Origin of the sequence: Nostoc sp. DedSLP04 (assembly GCF_034530775.1) — a bacterium.
In the GTDB taxonomy this organism is placed as follows: Bacteria; Cyanobacteriota; Cyanobacteriia; order Cyanobacteriales; family Nostocaceae; genus Nostoc.
Window position 1 is genome coordinate 23,466 of sequence record NZ_JAVRCL010000019.1, and the last position, 23,067, is coordinate 46,532.

The following is a 23,067-nucleotide window of genomic DNA, read 5'->3' on the forward strand; positions in this document are numbered from 1 at the left end:
ATGACAATAAATTCAGTTCATAAAAATAATGAATTTAATGATTCGGAAATAGCTATAATTGCTGTTTCCGGTAGATTTCCAGGCGCAAAAGATATCGAGTCATTTTGGCAAAATCTACGTGATGGAGTAGAGTCTATCTCCTCGCTAACTAATGAAGAATTAATAAATTCTGGCGTTTCTCTAGATTTACTAAATAACCCAAATTATGTAAAAGCTAGTGCTTTTATATCAGATATTGATTTGTTTGATGCAAATTTCTTTACTTATAGTGCAAAAGAAGCTGAGTTAATAGACCCACAACAACGCTTATTTTTAGAATTAGCTTGGGAAGCTGTAGAAAAAGCTGGTTATGACCCAGAAACTTACAATGGTTTAATTGGGGTTTATGGTGGTGTGGGGATGAGTAGGTATTTGCTCAATAATCTCATTCCTCATCATCAATTATTAGAAACAATTGACCCTCTACAACTGGGAATCTCTAACGATAAAGATTTTGTACCGACACGAGTTGCATATAAACTCAACTTGACTGGCCCCGCAGTAAATGTGCAAACAGCCTGTTCTACTTCTTTGGTTGCAGTTCACTTTGCTTGTCAAAGTCTCTTAAATGGTGAATGTGACATAGCTTTAGCTGGTGGAGTTTCTATCAGCATTCCTCAAAAAACAGGTTATTTGCATCAACCGGAGATGATTCTTTCTCCCGATGGACACTGCCGTGCTTTTGATGCTAGGGCACAAGGGACAATTGCTGGTAGCGGTGCTGGTATTGTGGTGTTGAAAAGATTAAAGGATGCAATAAGCGATCGCGACCACATCCATGCAATTATTAAAGGTTCAGCCATCAATAATGATGGTGCAATGAAAGTTGGCTACACTGCGCCTAGTGCCAGTGGTCAAGCAGCAGTCATTGGAGAAGCTCAAGCTATAGCAGATGTAGATGCCGAAACAATTTCCTACATCGAAGCTCATGGTACAGCTACACCTTTAGGAGATCCGATAGAAATTGCCGCTTTAACTCAAGCTTTTAATCAAACTACAGATAAAAAAGGTTTCTGCGCTATTGGTTCGGTAAAAACTAACTTTGGACATTTGGATACAGCAGCAGGTGTCGCAGGTTTAATTAAAACTGTATTAGCACTGCAATATAAAATGCTGCCTCCTAGTTTGCACTACCAGACACCTAATCCCAAAATTGATTTTGCCAACAGTCCTTTTTATGTCAATACAACCTTGACTGAATGGAAAACAAATAACACTCCTCGCCGTGCTGGGGTTAGTTCTTTTGGTATGGGAGGGACTAATGCTCATGTGATTTTAGAAGAAGCAACTCAATTCAAAATTCAAAATTCAAAATTCAAAAATAAATATTTATTGTTGTGTTTATCGGCTAAGACTGCAAGTGCGCTTGAGAAGACGACAGCTAATTTAATTGAGCATTTAAAAGAGCATCCTGAACTTAACTTAAGTGATGTCGCTTATACCCTAAATAGTGGTCGCCGGGGTTTTAATTATCGACGGATGTTAATTTGTCACGATTTAGAAGATGCTGTTAAAGCTCTCAGTAGTTTAGATCCAAAACAAGTTTTTACTAATTACACAGAAATTACAGAACGGCCTGTTGCTTTTATGTTTCCCGGACAAGGTTCTCAGTACGTCAACATGGCGCGGGAAATTTATGAAACTGAGATAGTGTTTAGAGAACAAGTTGATTATTGCTCAGAAATTCTTAAACCTTTACTAGGGCTGGATTTACGTCATATTATTTATCCTAGTGAAGAAAAGCTTGATGAAGCATCCAAGCAACTTCAACAAACAGGAATTGCTCAACCTGCTATTTTTGTAATTGAATACGCCCTAGCTAAATTATGGCAGTCTTATGGAGTGGAACCACAAGCTGCGATCGGTCATAGTATTGGCGAATATGTAGCAGCCACTCTAGCAGAAGTTTTTTCCCTAGAAGATGCCTTATCTTTGGTAGCAGCACGCGGACAGATGATGCAGCAACTACCCACTGGGGCAATGCTTTCAATTCCCCTGCCCGCAGACAAGGTAAAATCCCTATTAGGGACAGAACTTTCTCTAGCAGCAATTAATCAACCCTTGCAATGTGTAGTTTCCGGTTCCATACCAGAAATCGAAGCACTACAAAGTCAGCTTGCTACTCAAGGGATTGAATGCCGTCGTCTGCATACGAACCATGCCTTCCATTCGCAAATGATGGAACCAATCTTAGAGGCATTTGCAGAGCGAGTCAAAAAAGTTACTTTAAATCCACCAAAACTTCCTTATATCTCTAACCTGACTGGTACTTGGATTAAAGTCAGTCAAGCCACAAATCCTGACTATTATGCTCAACATCTGCGTTCCACAGTGCTGTTTGCCTCTGGTGTAGAGAAATTATTACCAACACCAGAGCAGGTCTTACTAGAGGTAGGGCCAGGACACGCACTAACTACATTAGTTAAAAGACATCCAGACAAAGCAGACACACAAACGGTCTTAACTTCGGTACGTCATCCCCAAGAAAAGCAATCTGATAGTCATGTTTTATTGACCACATTAGGTCAACTCTGGTTGACTGGTGTCAAAGTAGATTGGTTTGGATTTTATAGTCATGATGAATATTATCGTCTTCCCTTACCAACTTATCCCTTTGAACGCCAACGTTATTGGATTGACCCTCCACAAAAAGCATCTTGGGGAAAGTTGCAAATACCCACAACATCGCAATTGTGGACGTCGCTTACACAAGCGGGTCAAAAACAAGCAAGTGTGAACAATGCAGAATTTAACGAGTTAACCTATCAAGGAAACAAACAGTGGTTAGATAGTTTATGTACAGCCTACATAAATTATGCATTGCAGCAATTACGGGCTTTTAGTAATCCCGAAGAAAAATATTTTTTGGAGAATTTGTTAACGCAATACCATATTTCTTCCCGCTATCAACAATTGTTCTGTAGATGGTTACAAATATTAGTAGAACAAGGACAACTACAGCAACAAGAGGAATTATTTGTTGGGCTAGTGCCATGTTCACAAAATGATATTGATGAATATTTAGAAGAAGTCAGAGTGAGGTTTTCTGATTCATCTTTAGTAGATTTAGATTTAGTGCAACGCTGTGGTGAAAATTTAGCTGCTATTGTTGTTGGTGAACAAGAACCATTAGAAATTTTCAATGAACTGGTTTACCAAAAAGAACATAAAGGTTCAGATACAGAATCTGCCTTAATGAATTACTACAACTCTATCTTGCGCTCAAGCTTAGAACAGGTAGTCAAATTATTGCCACCATCGATTCATCTGAGAGTGCTAGAAATCGGTGCAGGTACTGGTATGTCTACACAAGCTTTATTACCTGTGTTGCCATTCCAACAAACCAACTATACTTTTACTGATATTGGTAGTGCCTTTCTGACTCAAGCACAACAGAAGTTTAAGGAATATTCATTTGTTGAATATAAGTTATTAGATATAGACAAGTCACCAACTGAGCAAGGATTTGAGAAGCATAGCTTTGATATAGTTATAGCTTCTAATGTTTTGCACGCAACTCAAAACATAGATCAAACACTCCACCATGTCCGGTCTTTATTAGCTCCTAGCGGCTTCCTCTTACTGTGGGAAATTACTCAACCGAAAATAGATTTTGATATTAGTTGGGGTCTGCTATTAAAACCTTTAAATGATACAAGACGCAGCCCAGGTCAGCCTTTTATCATTAAAGACCAATGGTTTGACGCATTACACGCTCAAGATTTTGTTCAAGTTGCCGCTTTTCCTGAAAATGAAGCATTTGAGCATAAAATTATTATGGCTCAAGCTTCTGCATCAGCTGCATTTAGCCAAATTTATAAGCAAAAAGAAACTGGCTTGGAAGCAGAGATTTCATTACAAATAAATCCGAATGTTTTTCAGCAAGAAGAATTATCTACACTTTATTCAAGACCTGATTTACCCAATGCTTATGTAGCTCCTCGTAATGAAATTGAGCAAAAAATTGCCATTGTTTGGCAAGAATTTTTGGGAATTAAACAAATAGGAATCCATGATAACTTTTTTCAATTAGGAGGAGATTCTTTAATAGCGGTTCAAGTTGTATCTAGATTACGAAATACTTTTTCTATTCAATTAACTGTAACAAATCTGTTTGAATTTCCTACTATAGCTGAAATAGCACCAAAGTTGGAGAAAGAACCAGAATCAGATATTAATTTAGATGCAATTGATAGAGAAGAAATAGCAATTTGATTAAATAAATTTTAATTAATAATTACCAATTAGGTGACGTGGAGGTAAGTTTCTGTGAATATCGAAGAATTGGTAGCCGATCTGACTAAGCAGGGTGTGAAGTTGTGGGTTGAGAGCGAGCAGTTGCGTGTTAATGCCCCCAAAGGAGTATTGACACCAGACACTCGTAATTTACTGGTTAACCGTAAAGCAGAACTTGTTTCGTTGCTGCACCAGAAAAATGAGTTAGTAAAGTTCACTGGAGGTATCGCTACTAACACAGATTTATCCCCGATCAAAGTCGATCGTCCTCAGAATTTACCTCTGTCTTTTGGCCAAGAACAAATCTGGTTATTGAACCAGTTGGAACCAGATAACCCCTTCTACAACGAACAAGCAGCTCTAAAACTGCACGGTCAGTTGAACGTCATAGCACTAGAGCAAAGTCTCAACAAAATTATCTCTCGCCACGAAGCATTACGTACCAACTTCGACACCATCAACGAGCAGCCAGTCCAAGTAATTGCTGACAGCTTAATCTTAAGTCTGCCAATTATAGATTTAACAGATTTACCTAAAAGTGAAAAAGCGATCGCTTGTCAGCAATTAGCCACAGCAGAAACAACTCGACCCTTTGCCCTTGCTAATTCTCCTTTAATTCGAGCTTCTGTGCTTAAACTCACAGAGGTAGAACACGTCTTGCTAATCACAATACACCATATTGTTTTTGATGGTTGGTCAATGGGTGTGATAATGCGGGAATTAGCAACCATTTACTCAGCCCTTAGCAATAACTTATCTCCAGAGTTACCTGAGCTACCAATTCAGTATGCCGACTTTGCTATTTGGCAACGGCAGTGGTTACAAGCAGAAATACTCGAAACACAGCTTGACTATTGGAAACAACAACTTAAAAACGCTCCTACCTTACTAGAATTACCCACAGACAGACCAAGACCAGCTATTCAAACTTTCCGAGGCGCACTCTACAGTGTTGAACTTTCAAATCAACTGAGTCAAGCAGTTGCTAATTTCACCAGGCAAGAGGGAGCTACTCTGTTCATGACGCTGTTCGCAGCATTTGCTACCTTGCTTTATCGCTATACAGGCTCCGATGACATTTTAGTAGGCACACCCATTGCTAAACGCGATCGCACCGAACTTGAAGGGTTAATTGGCTTTCTTGTCAACACTTTAGTATTACGTACCGATTTGTCAGACAACCCCACTTTTCAACAGTTACTGAACCGAGTGCGGCAACTGACACTTTTAACTTCTGCTCATCCAGACCTGCCCTTTGAAGAGTTGGTAAAAGCATTGCAGCCACAGCGAGACCTCAGCCATACACCACTGTTTCAGGTGATGTTTGTTCTCGAAAATGCTCCCATGTCTGAAGTAGAGTTTACTGGGTTAACTGTCAGTCCGTTAGCGACAGAAAGAACAATTGCCAAGTTTGATTTGACTTTATTCATTAAAAATACTAACTCTGGGCTGGCAACTGTGTGGCAATACAACACAGACTTGTTTGATGCGCCCACCATAGAGCGGATGGCGGGTCATTTTGTGACCTTGCTCGAAAGCATTGTTACTAATCCACAACAGCAAATTTCCCAATTGCCTCTACTGACACAAGCACAACAACGACAGTTACTTGTCGAATGGAACGATACTCAAACTGAATATCCCAAAGATAAATCTATCCATCAGTTGTTTGAGGAGCAGGTTAAGCGCACACCCAATGCTGTAGCGGTGGAGTTTGGCAATCAACAACTGACTTACCACCAATTAAATTACCGTGCAAATCAGTTGGCGCACTACCTGAAGTCTTTGGGAGTGAAAGCCGATGTATTGGTCGGGTTGTGTGTGGAACGTTCCTTAGAAATGGTCGTGGGACTGTTAGGGATTCTCAAGGCAGGTGGGGCTTATGTGCCACTTGATCCAGAGTATCCAACTGAACGCCTGAGTTTCATGTTAGAAGATGCTCAAGTTTCAGTGTTGTTGACCCAGCAATCACTCCAGGAGAGACTACCTCAGCATCAAGCAAAACTTCACTTCGACTTCGCTCAGTACAAGGTCTGCTTAGATACTGACTGGCAACAAATTTCCCAGTCTGGTCAGGATAATTTCATCCCTGGCGTACAAGCAACTAATTTAGCATATGTAATTTATACCTCTGGTTCTACAGGTCAACCTAAAGGTGTAGCTCTGAATCAGCTTGCTCTTTGCAATTTGATTCTGTGGCAACTGCAAAATACTACAATTTCTACTGGAGCAAAAACGCTGCAATTTGCTCCTATTAGCTTTGATGTCTCCTTCCAAGAAATATTCACTACCTGGTTTTCGGGAGGCACATTGTTCTTAATTACGGAGGAGTTGCGCCGAGATCCAGTAGCTTTGTTAGGTTTTCTCCAACAAAAATCTGTTGAGAGACTGTTTGTTCCCTTTGTTGCTTTACAGCAATTAGCTGAAGTCGCTGTTGATAGTGAATTAGTTAATAGTCATCTAAGGGAAATTATTACTGCTGGGGAGCAGTTGCAGATTACTCCCGCTATTTCTGGGTGGTTGGCCAAACTAACCGATTGTACTTTGCACAATCATTACGGGCCATCAGAGAGCCATGTAATCAGCACTTTTACTTTGGCTAATCCAATAGAGAATTGGCCGTTACTTCCTCCGATTGGACGACCGATCGCGAATACACAAATTTACATTTTAGATAAGTGTCTACAGCCTGTACCCGTTGGTATACCGGGAGAATTGTACATTGGTGGTGTCTCTTTGGCGCGGGGCTACCTTAATCGAAGGGAGTTAACACAAGAAAAATTTATCTCCAATCCCTTTGAGAAGGCAGTAGGGAGTAGATTATATAAAACTGGGGACTTAGCACGCTATTTACCAGATGGCAACATCGAATATCTGGGACGCATTGATAATCAGGTTAAGATCCGAGGCTTCCGCATTGAGTTAGGCGAGGTTGAAGCAGTACTGAGCCAATATGGTGATGTGCAAGCATCTTGTGCGATCGTCCGCGAAGATACTCCAGGTGATACTTGTACTGAGCGAAGCCGAAGTAAACGCTTAGTTGCCTACGTGGTAGCACATCAGAACTGTACATTGGCAATCAGCGAACTGCGGCAATTCCTGAAAGCAAAGCTGCCAGAGTACATGGTACCTAATGCTTTTGTGATGTTGGATTCCTTGCCACTGACTCCTAGTGGTAAAGTAGATCGCCGTGCTTTACCTGCACCTGATGTAGACAGCAGTAATTCAGACAAATTCGTAGCCCCACGCACTCCGATTGAAGAACTACTGGCACAAATTTGGGCGCAAGTGCTGAAAGTGGAGCAAGTAGGAGTTTATGATAACTTCTTTGAACTTGGGGGACACTCGCTACTAGCAACGCAACTAGTTTCACGCATTCGTAACATTTTCAAAGTAGAACTACCATTGCGTGAGTTGTTTGCCAAAGCAACAGTTGCCGAATTAGCACAGGCAATTGAGCAGTTACAGCAACAAATACTTCGACTTACCTCGACTCCGGCTCCATCGAGCGAAGTCGAGATGCTCGGTACAAGTCGCTCAGTACAAGAGATAGAACTCTCTGCGCCGCCTATCTTGCCAAGAGCAAATAATTCAGACTTACCACTGTCTTATGCTCAACAGCGTCTATGGTTTTTAGACCAATTAGAGCCGAACAGTGCCTTATACAACTTGCCTATAGCTTTGCGTCTAGTGGGAAATGTCAATCAAGCAGCCTTAGAACAAAGCTTACAAGAAATTATTCATCGTCACGAAGCCTTACGCACCAATTTCGTCACTGTTAATGGAAAACCTTCTCAAATCATTCAAACACAAACGAATTGGACGCTCTCAGTTCTTGAGTGGCAATATCTGCCACCAGGCGAACAAGAAATAGCCACACAGCAATTAATACAACAACAGGCTATTCAGCCTTTTGAACTGGCAAGTGTTGCATTACTCCGGGCGACATTAGTAGTGCTGTCCGAGACAGAACACATTTTGTTAGTGTGTATGCACCATGTGGTGTCTGATGCTTGGTCAATAGGTGTGTTTATCCAAGAATTAGCAGCACTGTACAGTGCTTATTCTCAAGGTCAGCCGTCACCTTTAACACCACTGCCGATTCAGTATGCAGATTTTGCCTTATGGCAAAGAAACTGGTTACAAGGAGATGTCCTGCAAAGCCAACTAAGTTACTGGCAACAACAACTCAAAGATGCACCAGCTTTATTGTCCCTACCTACAGACCGGCCTAGACCTGCGGTGCAGACTTTCGCTGGCGCATATCAAGAGTTTGCACTGTCAGTTGAGTTAACTAATCGGCTGACAAAACTGAGTCAGGAGCAAGGAGTAACTTTGTTCATGACGCTCTTGGCAGCTTATGATACTTTACTTTATCGCTACACAGGTGTAGCAGACATTTTAGTAGGGTCTCCTATTGCAAACCGCGATCGCAGTGAGACAGAAGGGTTAATTGGCTTTTTTGTCAACACTTTAGTGATGCGTAGTAACTTGGCAGATAATCCCAGCTTTAGCGAATTGCTCACTCGTGTTCGAGAAATGGCAATGGATGCTTATGCTCATCAGAATTTGCCTTTTGAAATGCTAGTTGAGGCATTGCAGCCACAAAGAGACCTCAGCTATACACCACTGTTCCAAGTGATGTTTGCACTCCAGAATGCGCCTATGTCTGAAGTCGAGTTGACTGGGTTAAGTGTCACCCCATTGATTGCAGAAAGCGCAACAGCTAAGTTTGATTTGTCTTTATTAATGCAGAACACTCCTATTTCGACTACGCTCAGTACAAGTACTGGAATGGTGGGTGTATGGGAGTATAGTACTGACTTATTTGATGCCAGCACAATTGAGCGAATGAGTGGGCATTTTGTAACCTTACTGGAAAGTATCGTTTCTAACCCTACTGAGCGCATTTCTCAATTATCACTGCTGACACAACCTGAGCAACAACAGTTATTAGTAGAGTGGAACGATACTCAGGCGGATTATTCTCAAGATAAGTGTATCTATGAGTTGTTTGAAGAACAGGTTGAGTGTACCCCAAATGCAGTAGCAGTTGTATTTGAAAATCAACAACTCACCTATCACCAGTTGAATTGTCGCGCTAACCAGTTGGCTCATTACTTGCGCTCATTGGGTGTGGAAGCAGATACCCTGGTTGGGTTGTGTGTAGAACGCTCTTTAGAAATGCTTGTGGGACTCTTGGGAATTCTCAAAGCAGGCGGGGCTTATGTGCCACTTGACCGAGACTATCCTACTGACCGTTTGGCATATATGCTCAATGATTCACAGGTGCAGATACTGTTGACTCAAAAGAAATTGCTCACTAGCTTACCGGAACATACCGCCCGTGTATTCTGCTTAGATCGAGACTGGGAAGAAATATCTACAGAAAGTGAAGACAATCCAGTTAGTGGCTCTACAACTGATAACTTAGCTTATGTCATCTACACATCAGGCTCAACAGGTCAACCAAAAGGCACTTTAGTCAACCACTCAAATGTAGTTCGTCTGTTTGCAGCCACGGATTCTTGGTATCACTTTAGTCAAGATGATGTGTGGACAATGTTCCACTCTTATGCATTTGACTTTTCCGTGTGGGAAATTTGGGGCGCATTGCTGTATGGTGGACGGCTGGTAGTAGTTCCGTATTTAGTGACGCGATCGCCCGAATCCTTCTATCAGTTATTAGCTCAAGAGCAAGTCACAATTCTCAATCAAACACCTTCCGCCTTCCGCCAATTAATTCAAGCTGAACAGTCAGGTTTAACCACTAGTGATTTAAACTTACGCTTGGTAATTTTCGGTGGAGAAGCCTTAGAAATCAAGAGCTTACAGCCTTGGTTTGAGCGACATGGCGACACCTCACCCCAATTAGTGAATATGTACGGGATTACGGAAACTACTGTACACGTCACTTATCGTCCATTGAGCAAGGAAGATTTAAATCACACAGCCAGTATTATAGGTCGTCCGATACCTGACCTCAAGGTGTATGTGCTGGACGAATATAAACAGCCAGTACCAATTGGCGTTCCTGGTGAGATGTACGTTGGTGGTGCTGGGGTGGCGCGCGGTTATCTGAATCGTCCAGAACTGACAGCAGAACGCTTTATTTCTCATCCTTTTAGCAACTACGACAAAGCGCGACTATATAAAACAGGGGACTTGGCACGGTATTTGCCCAATGGCGATTTAGAATATTTGGGGCGAATTGATAATCAAGTCAAGATTCGTGGTTTCCGCATTGAGTTGGGAGAAATTGAAGCATTATTAGCTGCTCACCCAGATGTTTGGGAAAGTGTGGTGGTGGTGCAAGAGGATGAACCGGGTAACAAACGTTTAGTGGCTTACGTAGTGCCGCAGGTGGGGCAATCTCTGACAATCCAAGAACTGCGTCGCTTCCTCAGCAAGCAACTGCCAAGCTACATGGTTCCAAGTGCTTTTGTACAGTTAGAAGCTCTCCCACTGACAGCAAATGGTAAGATAGACCGTCGCGCTTTACCTGTACCTGACACTGCAAGACCAGAATTAGAAGATGTTTTTGTTACGCCTAGCACAAGAGAAGAAAAAATATTAGCCACTATCTGGGCTAATGTTCTTGGTGTTGAGCAGGTGGGTATTCATGATAACTTCTTTGCTTTAGGTGGAGATTCTATCCGTAGCATTCAAGTGCTATCTCAAGCTAAAGAACAAGGTTTGAATCTCTCTGTGCAACAGCTATTCCAATATCAGACGATTCACGAGCTAGTTCAAGAACTAAAAACACAAAAGAATGACGCTACAAAATTAGAATTAACTCAACCATTCAGTCTCATTTCTGAAACAGACAAAGAACATTTACCCGACGGTGTAGAGGATGCCTATCCTCTGGCTATACTGCAAATGGGAATGGTTTACCATAGTGAGTACAGCCAAGATAGTACATATCACGACATTTTCAGTTTCCATCTCAAAACCCCGTTTGATGTTCAACTTTTACAAGTTGCTATTCAAGATTTAATCAATCATCACCCTGTACTGCGGACTTCGTTTGAGCTTAGTAAATTTAGTATTCCGTTGCAACTGGTTCATCAGCAAATTGAGATTCCCTTGCAGGTAGAAGATTGGTGTCATTTGGATCGTTCTCAGCATGAAGTTGCCTTAGCTAATTGGTTTGAAGCTGAAAAGAAACGTCATTTTGATTGGACTCATCCTCCTCTATTGCGTTTCTTTGTGCATCAGCGCACACCGGAAACATTTAATTTGTCTTTGAGCTTTCACCATGCCATTCTTGATGGGTGGAGTGTTGCTTCAATGATGAGTGAGTTTTTTAAACGTTACTTGTCACTTTTAGGCGAATCAGTAGATTATGTATCGCCATTTAGTATTGCGTTCCGGGATTTTGTAGCTTTAGAGCAACAAGCGATCGCTTCACCAGAAACTCAGCGATACTGGAGTGAAAAGTTAAATGACAGCACTTTCAGCAAATTACCTCGCTGGTCTTCTGTACCAAAACATACCAATGTTACAGAACTTAGTGTGCAAGAGGTAAATCTAGCTCCTGAGATTTTTGCTGGCTTAAAACAGCTGGCTCATTCCGCAGAAGCTACACTCAAGAGTGTGCTTTTGGCTGCCCATCTGCGAGTATTAAATTTCCTCAGTGGTGAAGAAGATGTAATAACGGGGGTAGCCGCTAACGGACGACCTGAACAAAATGATGGTGAGCGAGTTCTGGGACTATTCCTGAATACATTGCCCTTCCGCCTGCAATTTGCTGGAGGCACTTGGATAGACTTGGTGCAACAAGTGTTTGCAGCAGAACGAGAAATGTTGCCACACCGTCGCTATCCTTTGGCGGAAATACAGAGGAGTTTGGGCGGTGAACCTTTGTTTGAGACAGCGTTTAATTTCACTCATTTTCATGTCTACGAACAGCTACTGGAAATCGATAATTTACAGCTGCTAGGTGGAAAGTTTTTTGAACAAACAAACTTTACTTTCTTAGCTCAATTCAGCGTCAGTCCCAACTCTTCTGACATAACACTGAATTTAAAGTACGATTCCTGTGAGTTATCCACCGAACAAGTTAACAGGATTAGTGATTATTATCTGAGAGTTCTAGCGGCAATGGCGAAGGAGCCACAAGGACGCTATGAGTTGCACTCTCTTGTGTCTTCAGAGGAGCGTCATCAACTTTTAGTGGAGTGGAACAAAACAGCAGTAGAGTATCCCGCAGATAAATGTATTCACCAGTTGTTTGAAGCACAAGTAGAACAAACACCCAATGCAACGGCGGTGATATTTGGGGATCGACAGCTGACTTATGCCGAGTTAAACGCCAGAGCAAATCAACTTGCTCATTATCTCCAAACTCTTGGGATTAAACCAGAAGTATTGGTTGGGTTGTGCGTTGAACGTTCATTAGAAATGGTGGTGTCAATGTTGGGAATTCTCAAGGCGGGTGGTGCTTATGTGCCACTCGATCCAGAATATCCCCAAGAGCGATTAAACTTCATGCTCGAAGACACTCAGCTATCAGTCGTATTGACTCAAGAAAAGCTAGTTGGTAAGTTAGGCAGCCAAGCTAATGTAGTTTGCTTAGACTCACACTGGGATATCATCAGTCAACAAACACAACAGAACCCAACTAACAACGTCAAAGCTGATAACTTAGCTTATGTAATGTACACAAGCGGTTCTACAGGTCAACCCAAAGGTGTTAGCGTTCTCCATCGAGGTGTAGTTCGATTAGTCAAACAAACCAACTATGTGAGCATTTCTGCTCAAGATGTAATTGCACAAGCCTCAAATTACGCCTTCGATGCTGCTACTTTTGAAATTTGGGGCGCACTACTTAACGGAGCGCGATTGGTGGGGGTGAGCAAAGATTTGGCACTTTCGCCACAAGACTTTGCAACCTTTATTCAAGCACAAGGTATCAGCGTGTTATTTTTGACAACTGCCTTGTTCAATCAAATTGCTCAAGAAGTGCCTTGTGCTTTCCATTCACTACGGCATCTTCTATTCGGCGGTGAAGCTGTCGAGCCGAAATGGGTCAAAGAAGTATTGAAAAATGGTGCGCCGCAGCGACTACTCCACGTTTATGGGCCAACAGAGAATACAACATTTACTTCTTGGTATTTGGTGCAGGATGTACCCGAAAACGCTAAAACTATTCCCATCGGTCAACCAATTTCCAACACGCAAATCTATTTGTTAAATTCCCAACTACAGCCCGTGGGCGTTGGTGTACCAGGAGAAATTTATATTGGAGGTGATGGTCAAGCAAGGGAATATCTTAACCGACCAGAGTTAACACAACAGAAATTTATTCCCAACCCTTTTAGTTCTGACTCCTATTCGTGCCTCTACAAAACTGGCGATAAAGCACGCTATTTACCTGATGGCAATATTGAATACTTGGGACGTATTGACAACCAAGTAAAAATGCGCGGTTTCCGCATCGAATTGTCAGAAATCGAAACAGTCCTGAACCAACATGGTGATGTGCAAGCATCTTGCGTCATCCTCCGTGAAGATATCCCTGGTGATACTTGTACTGAGCGACTTGTGCCGAGCGGAGCCGAGGTAAGCCGAAGTAAACGCTTAGTTGCCTATGTGGTAGCGCATCAGGACTGTACACCCACTTTAGGCAGCGAACTGCGGCAATTCTTGAAAACAAAATTACCAGACTACATGATGCCAAATGCTGTTGTCATCTTGGAGTCATTGCCGCTAACTCCTAACGGCAAGGTAGATCGCCGTGCTTTGCCCATACCGGATTTACAAAGCGAAATTTCAGATAAATATGTTGCCCCGCGCACACCAATAGAAGAAACACTGGTACAAATGTGGTCACAAGTGCTGGGATTAGAGCAAGTAGGAATTCATGATAACTTCTTTGAACTTGGCGGACACTCGCTACTTGCAACTCAACTAGTTTCACGCATCCGCGATCGCTTTAAAGTCCAACTCTCTTTAAGCGAATTGTTCAATGTTGCAACCATAGCTGAACTAGCGCAATCTATCGGGAAGTTACAGCAACAAAACTTAGACTTAACTGTTCCACGCATTCTACCAAGGAGCAAGAGATGATTACTGAAGAATTACCCCTATCTTATGCTCAACAGCGTTTGTGGTTTTTAGACCAGTTAGAGCCGAACAGTTCTACATACAACATCCCCTTAGCTTTGCGTCTAGCCGGAAATCTCAATCGGGCTGCCTTAGAACAAAGCTTACAAGAAATTATCGATCGCCATGAAGCGTTACGCACCAACTTCGTAACTGTTGATGAACAACCAATACAAATCATTCACACACAAACGAATTGGAAAGTCTCAGTTCTTGAGTGGCAAAATCTATCACCAAGCGAACAAGAAATTGCTACACAGAAATTGGTGCAACAACAAGCTATTCAACCGTTTGATTTAGCAAAGGGAGCATTAATCAGAGCAACATTAGTAGTCCTGTCCCAGACAGAACACATCTTGTTAGTGTGTATGCACCATGTGGTTTCTGATGGCTGGTCAATGGGTGTGTTTGTCTCTGAACTAGCAACACTGTATAAGGCTTATTCTCAAGGTCAGCCGTCACCTTTAGCACCTCTACCGATTCAGTACGCAGATTTCGCCTTATGGCAGAAAGATTGGTTGCAAGGGGATGTACTGCAAACTCAACTGAATTACTGGCAACAACAACTAAAAGATGCACCAGCTTTATTGCCGTTACCCACAGACCGACCAAGACCTGCTGTGCAGACTTTCACAGGCACAACTCAAGAATTTACACTCTCAGTTGAGTTGACTAATAGATTAGCAAAACTCAGCCAGGAGAGAGGTTGTACTCTCTTTATGACTCTGTTAACAGCCTTTGATATCCTACTTTACCGCTACACGGGACAATCAGATATTTTGGTCGGAACACCGATCGCCAACCGCGATCGCTCTGAAATAGAAGGGTTAATTGGCTTTTTTGTCAATACCTTAGTCATGCGTACCAGCTTGGCAGACAACCCCACTTTTAGCGAATTACTTGGACGCGTTCGGGAAATAGCTCTAGGAGCATATAATCATCAGGATTTGCCTTTTGAAATGTTAGTTGAAGCATTGCAGCCAGAACGGAATCTCAGTCATACACCACTGTTCCAAGTGATGTTTGCACTCCAAAATGCGCCAATGTCGGAATTAGAGCTTGCAGGCTTAACTATCAGTTCTTTACCAGCACAAAGCACAACTACTAAGTTTGACTTGAGTTTATCAATGCACAACTCTCGTGCTGGATTAGTGGGTGTTTGGGAGTATAGCACTGACTTGTTTGATGCCAGCACAATCGAGCGGATAACTGGGCATTTTGTGAATTTGCTTTCAGGGATTGTAGCTAATCCCAAGGAGCGAATTTCGCAATTACCTTTGTTGTCACAAGTTGAGCAACAGCAATTATTAGTTGAATGGAACGATACTCAGGCAGATTATCCTTTTGATAAGTGTATCCATCAGTTGTTTGAGGAGCAAGTAGAGCGTACCCCCAATGCTGTAGCAGTTATCTTTGACAATCAACAACTGACTTACCAGCAATTGAATTGTCGCGCTAACCAGTTGGCACATTACTTGCAGTCTTTGGGTGTAACAGCAGATACACTGGTGGGTATTTGTGTAGAGCGTTCTTTAGAAATGGTCGTGGGACTACTGGGTATTCTCAAAGCGGGAGGGGCTTATGTGCCACTTGACCCAGACTATCCCCAAGAACGCTTGAGCTTTATGCTAGAAGATGCTCAAGTTAAGGTACTGCTAACGCAACAGCAAGTCGTTGAAAAGTTGCCCCAGCATCAAGCACAGGTTGTATGTTTAGATACCGAGTGGGAATTTATTTCACAATCAAGTCAAGATAATGCGATCGCGCAGCTTACCGTAGGTATCACGAAAGTACAAACAACTAACTTGGCTTATGTAATTTATACCTCTGGTTCTACCGGAAAGCCTAAAGGAGTGATGCTTTCGCACCGCAACCTTTGCAATCATATGTTCTGGATGCAAACAACATTCCCCCTGACTGAAAAAGACAAAGTGCTACAGAAAACTCCCTTTAGCTTTGATGCCTCAGTTTGGGAATTTTACGCTCCTTTGTTAGTAGGCGCAAAGCTGATATTAGCTCAACCAGGAGGTCATGCTGACGCTTCTTACCTATTAGAATTAATTGCCCAAGAGCAGGTCACTACTGTTCAATTTGTACCATCCTTGTTACAAATTCTCATAGAACAAGGAGGACTCGAAACTTGTCACTCTCTCAAACAAATCTTCTGCGGGGGTGAAGCTTTACCTGTTGCTTTGCAAGCGAAAGTGTTAAGTAATCTCGATGTCAACTTATATAATCTCTATGGGCCGACGGAAGCTTGTATTGATGCAACCTTCTGGACTTGCAAGCAAGGAATTGAGCGGCAAGTTGTTCCCATCGGTTGTCCAATAGCCAATACGCAAATCTACATCTTAGACGAGTATCTCCAACCAGTACCCGTTAGTGTAGCAGGAGAACTGCACATTAGTGGTGCTGGGTTAGCAAGAGGCTACCTCAACCGCCCTGAGTTGACAAAAGAAAAATTCATTCCCAATCCGTTTGAGAAGGTAGGAGGCAGGAGGCAGGAGGCAGAAGGGAATAGATTATATAAAACTGGAGACTTAGGACGTTATTTACCAAACGGTAATATCGAATACTTAGGACGAATTGACAATCAAGTAAAAATACGTGGTTTCCGCATTGAGTTAGGAGAAATCGAAGCACGGTTGAGCCAATATGATGATGTACAGGCTTGTTGTGTCATTGCCCGTGAAGATACCCCAGGTGATAAACGCCTAGTCGCCTATGTAGTACCGCATCAAGAACAGATACCTACAGTTAACCAGTTGCGCTCCTTCCTCTCTGGGCAATTGCCTGCTTACATGGTTCCTCATGCTTTTGTGATGCTGGAGTCCCTACCGCTTTTGCCAAATGGTAAGGTAAACCGCCGTGCTTTACCTGCACCAGACTCTCGTGGAGAACTGGAAGTCAGTTTTGTAGCCCCACGCAATCAAATCGAGGAAATACTAGCGCAGATTTGGGCAGAAGTCCTGAGAGTAGAACGAGTAGGCATTCATGATAACTTCTTTGAACTTGGCGGAGATTCTATTCTTAGTATTCAAATCATCAGTAGAGCAAAGCAAGCAGGATTGCAACTGACTCTCAAGCAATTATTTGCACATCAAACAATTGCCCAGTTAGCAACAGTGGCAAACGTAGAGAGTGTTATTCAAATAGAACAAGGATTAGTCACAGGGACATTACCTCTAACGCCAATTCAACACTATTTCTTTGAGCAAAATCTCTCACAGCCGCACCACTTTAATCAAGCATTTCTGCTTTCAGTACCATCTGACCTCAAGCCAGAGTTATTAAAGCAAGTATTACAGCAATTGCTAGTACATCATGATGCTTTGCGCTTACGTTTTATACAGTCTGACTCTACTTGGCAGCAAATTCACTCTGCTGTGACTGATAGCGTTGCTTTCTCTCAAATAGACTTATCGGCACTCCCAGAGAGCGAGCAACAAACAACTATTGAAGCTAAAGCGGCTTCCTTCCAGGCGAGTTTGAATCTGTCAGAAAATCTAGTGCAAGTCGCCTTTTTCTATCTGGGTATTGACAAAAGAGCGCGATTACTTATAGTTATCCACCACTTGGTAGTTGACGGCGTTTCCTGGCGAATTTTGTTAGAGGATTTGCAAACAGCTTACCAGCAACTTGCTCAAGGTAAAGCCATTAAACTTCCTACTAAAACAACTTCTTTCAAAGATTGGTCTAATAAATTAACCGAATATGCACAGTCACAAGTCCTCAAATCTGAAGTGGCTTATTGGCTGAATGAATCTCGTGTCGCAGTTCCTTCCATCCCAGTAGACTATACACAAAGAGCAAACACTGTTGAAGGAGCCAGTACAGTATCGGTTTCGTTAACTGAGGCACAAACTCGTGCCTTACTACAAGATGTACCGAAGGCTTACAACACTCAGATTAACGATGTGTTACTAACTGCCTTGGTGCTGGTTTTGAGCAGATGGACTAACTCTAACTCTGTTCTGTTCAACTTAGAAGGTCATGGCCGGGAAGATATTATTGATGGTGTGGATTTATCACGCACTATTGGCTGGTTTACAACCATTTTCCCTGTAGTTTTAGAACTGGGAGCTACAGGAAATCTTGCCGATGCCTTAAAGTCTGTCAAAGAACAACTACGGGTTATTTCCAACAAAGGAATTGGCTATGGCTTATTACGCTATCTAAGTCAAGATGTAGAAATCGCTGCTCAACTACAGGCATTACCGCACGCAGAAATCAGTTTCAATTATTTAGGTCAATTCGATCAACTTCTCAATACATCTTCTTGGATACAGCCAGCTAGCGAAGCTGCGGGACACAGCCAAAGTTTGCAGAACAACCGCGCTCATTTATTAGACATTAACAGCATTATTACTGGAGAACGGTTGCAAATTGAGTGGATTTATAGCACGAATGTTCACCAGCAAACCACGATCGCAAGTCTGGCGCAAGAATTTGTTGAGACATTGCAAGGGTTAATTGCTCATTGTTCATCTGGTGAGAGTGGAGGTTATACACCTTCAGATTTCCCGTTAACCAAGCTCAAACAGCTAGAACTTGACCAACTGTTAGCAAGTTTAGACAAGACTAACTCCAGAAATATTGAAGATATTTACCCACTTTCTCCTATGCAACAGGGGATGCTATTTGAAAGTTTGTATGCTCCAAACACAGGAGTATATTTTGAGCAGTTAAGTTTCACTTTAAAAAGTGAGTTAAACGTAGCAGCTTTTGAGCAAGCTTGGCAGCAAGTGGTAGCACGGCATTCCATCTTGCGGACTGCTTTTGTTTGGCAGCAATTAGCCCAGCCACTTCAAGTAGTGTATCGGCAGGTGGAGATTAACCTTAACAGGCATGATTGGCAACAGCTATCTACCCAAGAGCAGCAACAGCAATTAGAGCTTTTCTTACAGTCACAGCGACAACAGGGTTTCCAACTGAATCAAGCACCACTGATGTACCTGGGTCTGATTCAATTGAGTGCAGATAGTTATCAATTCGTTTGGAGTTCTCATCATTTATTGCTTGATGGCTGGTCAATGCCTTTGGTTTTCAAAGACTTATTGTATTTTTATCAAGCAATTTCTCAGGGTGAAACTGTAGCCGTTCAACCAGCCCAAAACTACCGCAACTATATTGCTTGGCTACAGAAACAAGATTTAACCCAAGCTGAACAATTCTGGAGAGAAAAACTTCAAGGTTTTACCTCACCTACTTCTTTGACAGTTGATAAACCATCGTCAAAACGACAGCAGTTAAATTCTAGTTACAGCGAACAACAAATCCAACTGACAGAGCAAGCGACAGCTGCCCTACAGACTTTTGCACGGCAGCATCAACTAACGATAAATAATTTAGTGCAAGCGACTTGGGCATTACTACTAAGTCGCTACAACCAAGAAAAAGATGTAGTTTTTGGTGCTACTGTTTCTGGTCGTCCGCCGTCTCTTGTCGGCATTGAGTCAATGGTAGGAATATTTATTAACACCTTGCCAGTGCGAGTTCAAGTTGGAGATGATACCCAAGTCTTGACTTTGTTGAAGGATTTACAAACACAACAAGTAGAGTCTGAGCAATACTCATATAATTTATTGGTAGATATTCAAGGGTGGAGCGAAGTTTCTAGAGGAACGCCTTTGTTTGAGAGCATTGTTGTCTTCGAGAATTATCCTGTGGATGAGGCAGTACAATCGCACAATCATAGTTTCTCTATTGAAAGTATTCACAGCATTGAACAAACCAATTATCCTCTAACTGTAATTGCTGCTCCTGGTAAGCAATTATTGGTGAAGATTAACTATGATACGAGCCGATTTGATGATGGTGCGATCGCTCGTTTGTTAGGTCATTTCCAAACATTGCTTGAGGGAATTATAGCTAACCCACAGCAACAAATCGCCCAATTGCCACTGATAACACCGAAGGAAAAGCATCAGTTATTAGCTGAATGGAACGATACTCAGACGGATGACCCAATTGATAAATGTATCCATCAGTTGTTTGAGGAACAAGTAGAACGTACTCCAGATGCAGTAGCGGTAGAGTTTGAGAATCAACAACTTACTTACCACGAATTGAATTGTCGGGCAAATCAGTTAGCACACTACTTGAAGTCCTTGGGCGTGAAACCAGATGTGCTAGTCGGATTGTGTGTTGAACGCTCATTAGAAATGGTCGTGGGGCTTTTGGGGATTCTGAAGGCTGGTGGTGCTTATGTGCCACTTGACCCAGACTATCCGATTGAGCGTTTGCACTTTATGCTCGAAGATACCCAGGTAAAGGTACTGCTTACCCAAAAGCAACTTATTAGCAAACTACCTGAACATCAAGGAGAGCTTGTTTGTTTAGATACTGACTGGGCAGTAATTTCTCAATGGAGCCAAGAAAATCTCGTTACTGATGTAGAAGCTAGTAACTTAGTTTACGTAATATTTACCTCTGGTTCTACAGGTAAACCAAAAGGTGTAGCTTTGCCCAATCGAGCAATCACTAATTTGATTCAATGGCATTTAGCTTCTCTACAAACAGGAGTAGGAGTTCTTCAATTTGCATCATTAAGTTTTGATGCCAGCATTCACGAAATGTTCGCCACTTGGTGTTCTGGTGGAACGCTATTTATAGTTTCCGAAGCTGTGCGTTTGGATTTGGACAGTTTAATTCACTTCCTGGCAAGCAAACCTATACAGAAGGTGATTCTTCCAGTTGTTGTGCTTCAGCAATTGGCAGAGGTATACGGACAGCAAAAACATTTGTTCAAAAATCTCACAGAAATTATCACTACTGGCGAACAACTGCAAGTAAATCGACCAATTGTTAATTTATTTAATAATTTAGAAAATTGTTCGCTTCATAACCATTACGGCCCTTCGGAAACCCATGTGGTAACAGCTTTTACTTTCTCAGGTACACCAAATACTTGGCCTGCTTATCCGCCTATAGGAAAACCTATTGACAATACACAAATGTACATTGTCGATAGTAATTTCCAACCTGTCCCCATTGGTGTTACTGGTGAACTGTACATAGGCGGCGTTGGGTTGGCTAACGGTTACTTTAACCGTCCTGAATTAACGAAGCAAAAATTTATCCCCAATCCCTTTCGTCGAAGCAGAGGAGATAGAAAAGGCCAATTGTCTCATTCTGAATTCTTGTATAAAACTGGGGATTTAGCCCGTTATTTACCAGATGGCAATATTGAATTTTTGGGTCGTATTGACCATCAGGTGAAAATTCGGGGATTTCGGGTTGAACCCGGAGAAATTGAAACTGTACTCAATCAACATCCAGAAATTCAAACAACTGTCGCCATTGTCCGGGAAGATACCCCAGGTGATACTTGTACTGAGCGAAGCCGAAGTAAACGTTTAGTCGCCTATGTAGTACCCCATGAACAATGTGTACCGACACTTAGCCAACTGCGTCAGTTCTTAAAAGCAAAACTGCCAGCTTACATGATCCCAGTAATAGTTATTCTGGATTCCTTGCCCCTAACACCCAACGGTAAAGTAGATCGGCGTGCATTGCAAGCACCTTCTGACAGCAGTGACGCAGACAAATTTGTTGCGCCACGTAGCCAAGTAGAACTCCAACTAACACAAATCTGGTCAAGGATTTTAAAAGTTGACAGGGTAGGAGTACAAGATAACTTCTTTGACCTTGGTGGTCACTCGCTTTTAACGCCTTACTTAATGGCGCAAATTAAACAGCAGTTTGGTAAGGATATTGCGATCGCCAGCTTATACCAAAATCCCACTGTTGAACAATTGGCGACTGTTATACAAGCGGATTCCAACTTCTTAACTAAATCTCCCTTAGTAGCAATTCAGTCCCACGGTTCTAAACCACCTCTGTTTTGTCTTCCAGGGGCGGCTGGCGATCCCTTTTACCTGTACAACTTAGCCCGTTGTTTGGGTTCAGACCAACCATTTTACAGTTTTCAAGCAGATGCTCTTTGTAAAGGAGATGAACCAATTACCTCCGTTGAGGATGTAGCCACCCAGTATATTCAAGCACTCTTAGCTATCCAACCGCAGGGCCCGTATTTTTTGGCAGGGCATTCTTTTGGCGGTAAATTAGCTTTTGAAATAGCGCAGCAGTTACTTGACAAAGGTCATAACGTTGCTTTAATTGCCATTCTTGATACCAAAGCACCGTTTTATCAGGAAAACCCAATAGGTTTTGATTGGGATAACGGTAAATGGTTGTTTGAATTTGCGCGTGCGATCGAAGTTGTTTACGCCAAGAACTTGAATATTTCTACCGATACTCTTGAATCTTTGGTTTGGGAAGATCAGCTGAAATATGTTCTCGAACGACTAAAAGATGCCGATCTTCTGCCCCCCGATGATGAAATTACGCAGCTTAATAATAAGGTGCAATTTCTCAAAAATAACTGCTTAGTTAGTTATGTACCACAACAGTTTTATTCCAGCCGAATTACCCTCTTACGTGCTAGTGAAACTGCTACTGTTGATGAGTCTAATAGTGAAGTCCCTGCTGAAATTTTGCAGGATTTAACTTGGGGCTGGGGAAATTTTTCTGACGAACCAGTAGATGTCCATTTTGTTCCAGGCAATCATGTAACGATGATAAATCAGCCCCACGTTCAGATATTAGCAGAACGTTTGCAAGCTTGTATTGAACAAGCACAGAAAGCTACAGATGATGAGGTATAAGCCTGCCCAAGTT

The 23,067-nt window shown here is 42.2% G+C and carries 3 protein-coding genes; all 3 read left to right on the forward strand.

The window, feature by feature from the left end; all coding sequences use genetic code 11:
* Genes RMX89_RS13235 through RMX89_RS13245 form a run of 3 tightly spaced genes read left to right on the forward strand, consistent with a single transcriptional unit; the run spans position 1 to position 23,054 of the window.
* Positions 1-4,254 (forward strand): beta-ketoacyl synthase N-terminal-like domain-containing protein, encoded by a 4,254-nt coding sequence (locus RMX89_RS13235; protein WP_322689249.1) that lies wholly within the window; start codon positions 1-3, stop codon positions 4,252-4,254.
* A 54-nt stretch (positions 4,255-4,308) separates the two neighbouring features.
* The gene (locus RMX89_RS13240) at positions 4,309-14,349 is read left to right on the forward strand and encodes a non-ribosomal peptide synthetase (protein ID WP_322689250.1); all 10,041 of its coding nucleotides are present in this window, start codon (positions 4,309-4,311) and stop codon (positions 14,347-14,349) included.
* Positions 14,346-23,054: a non-ribosomal peptide synthetase gene (locus RMX89_RS13245; protein ID WP_322689251.1), complete on the forward strand. Its 8,709-nt coding sequence runs from the start codon at positions 14,346-14,348 to the stop codon at positions 23,052-23,054. The genes RMX89_RS13240 and RMX89_RS13245 overlap by 4 nt, the downstream gene beginning before the upstream one ends.
* Positions 23,055-23,067 lie beyond the last annotated feature (13 nt).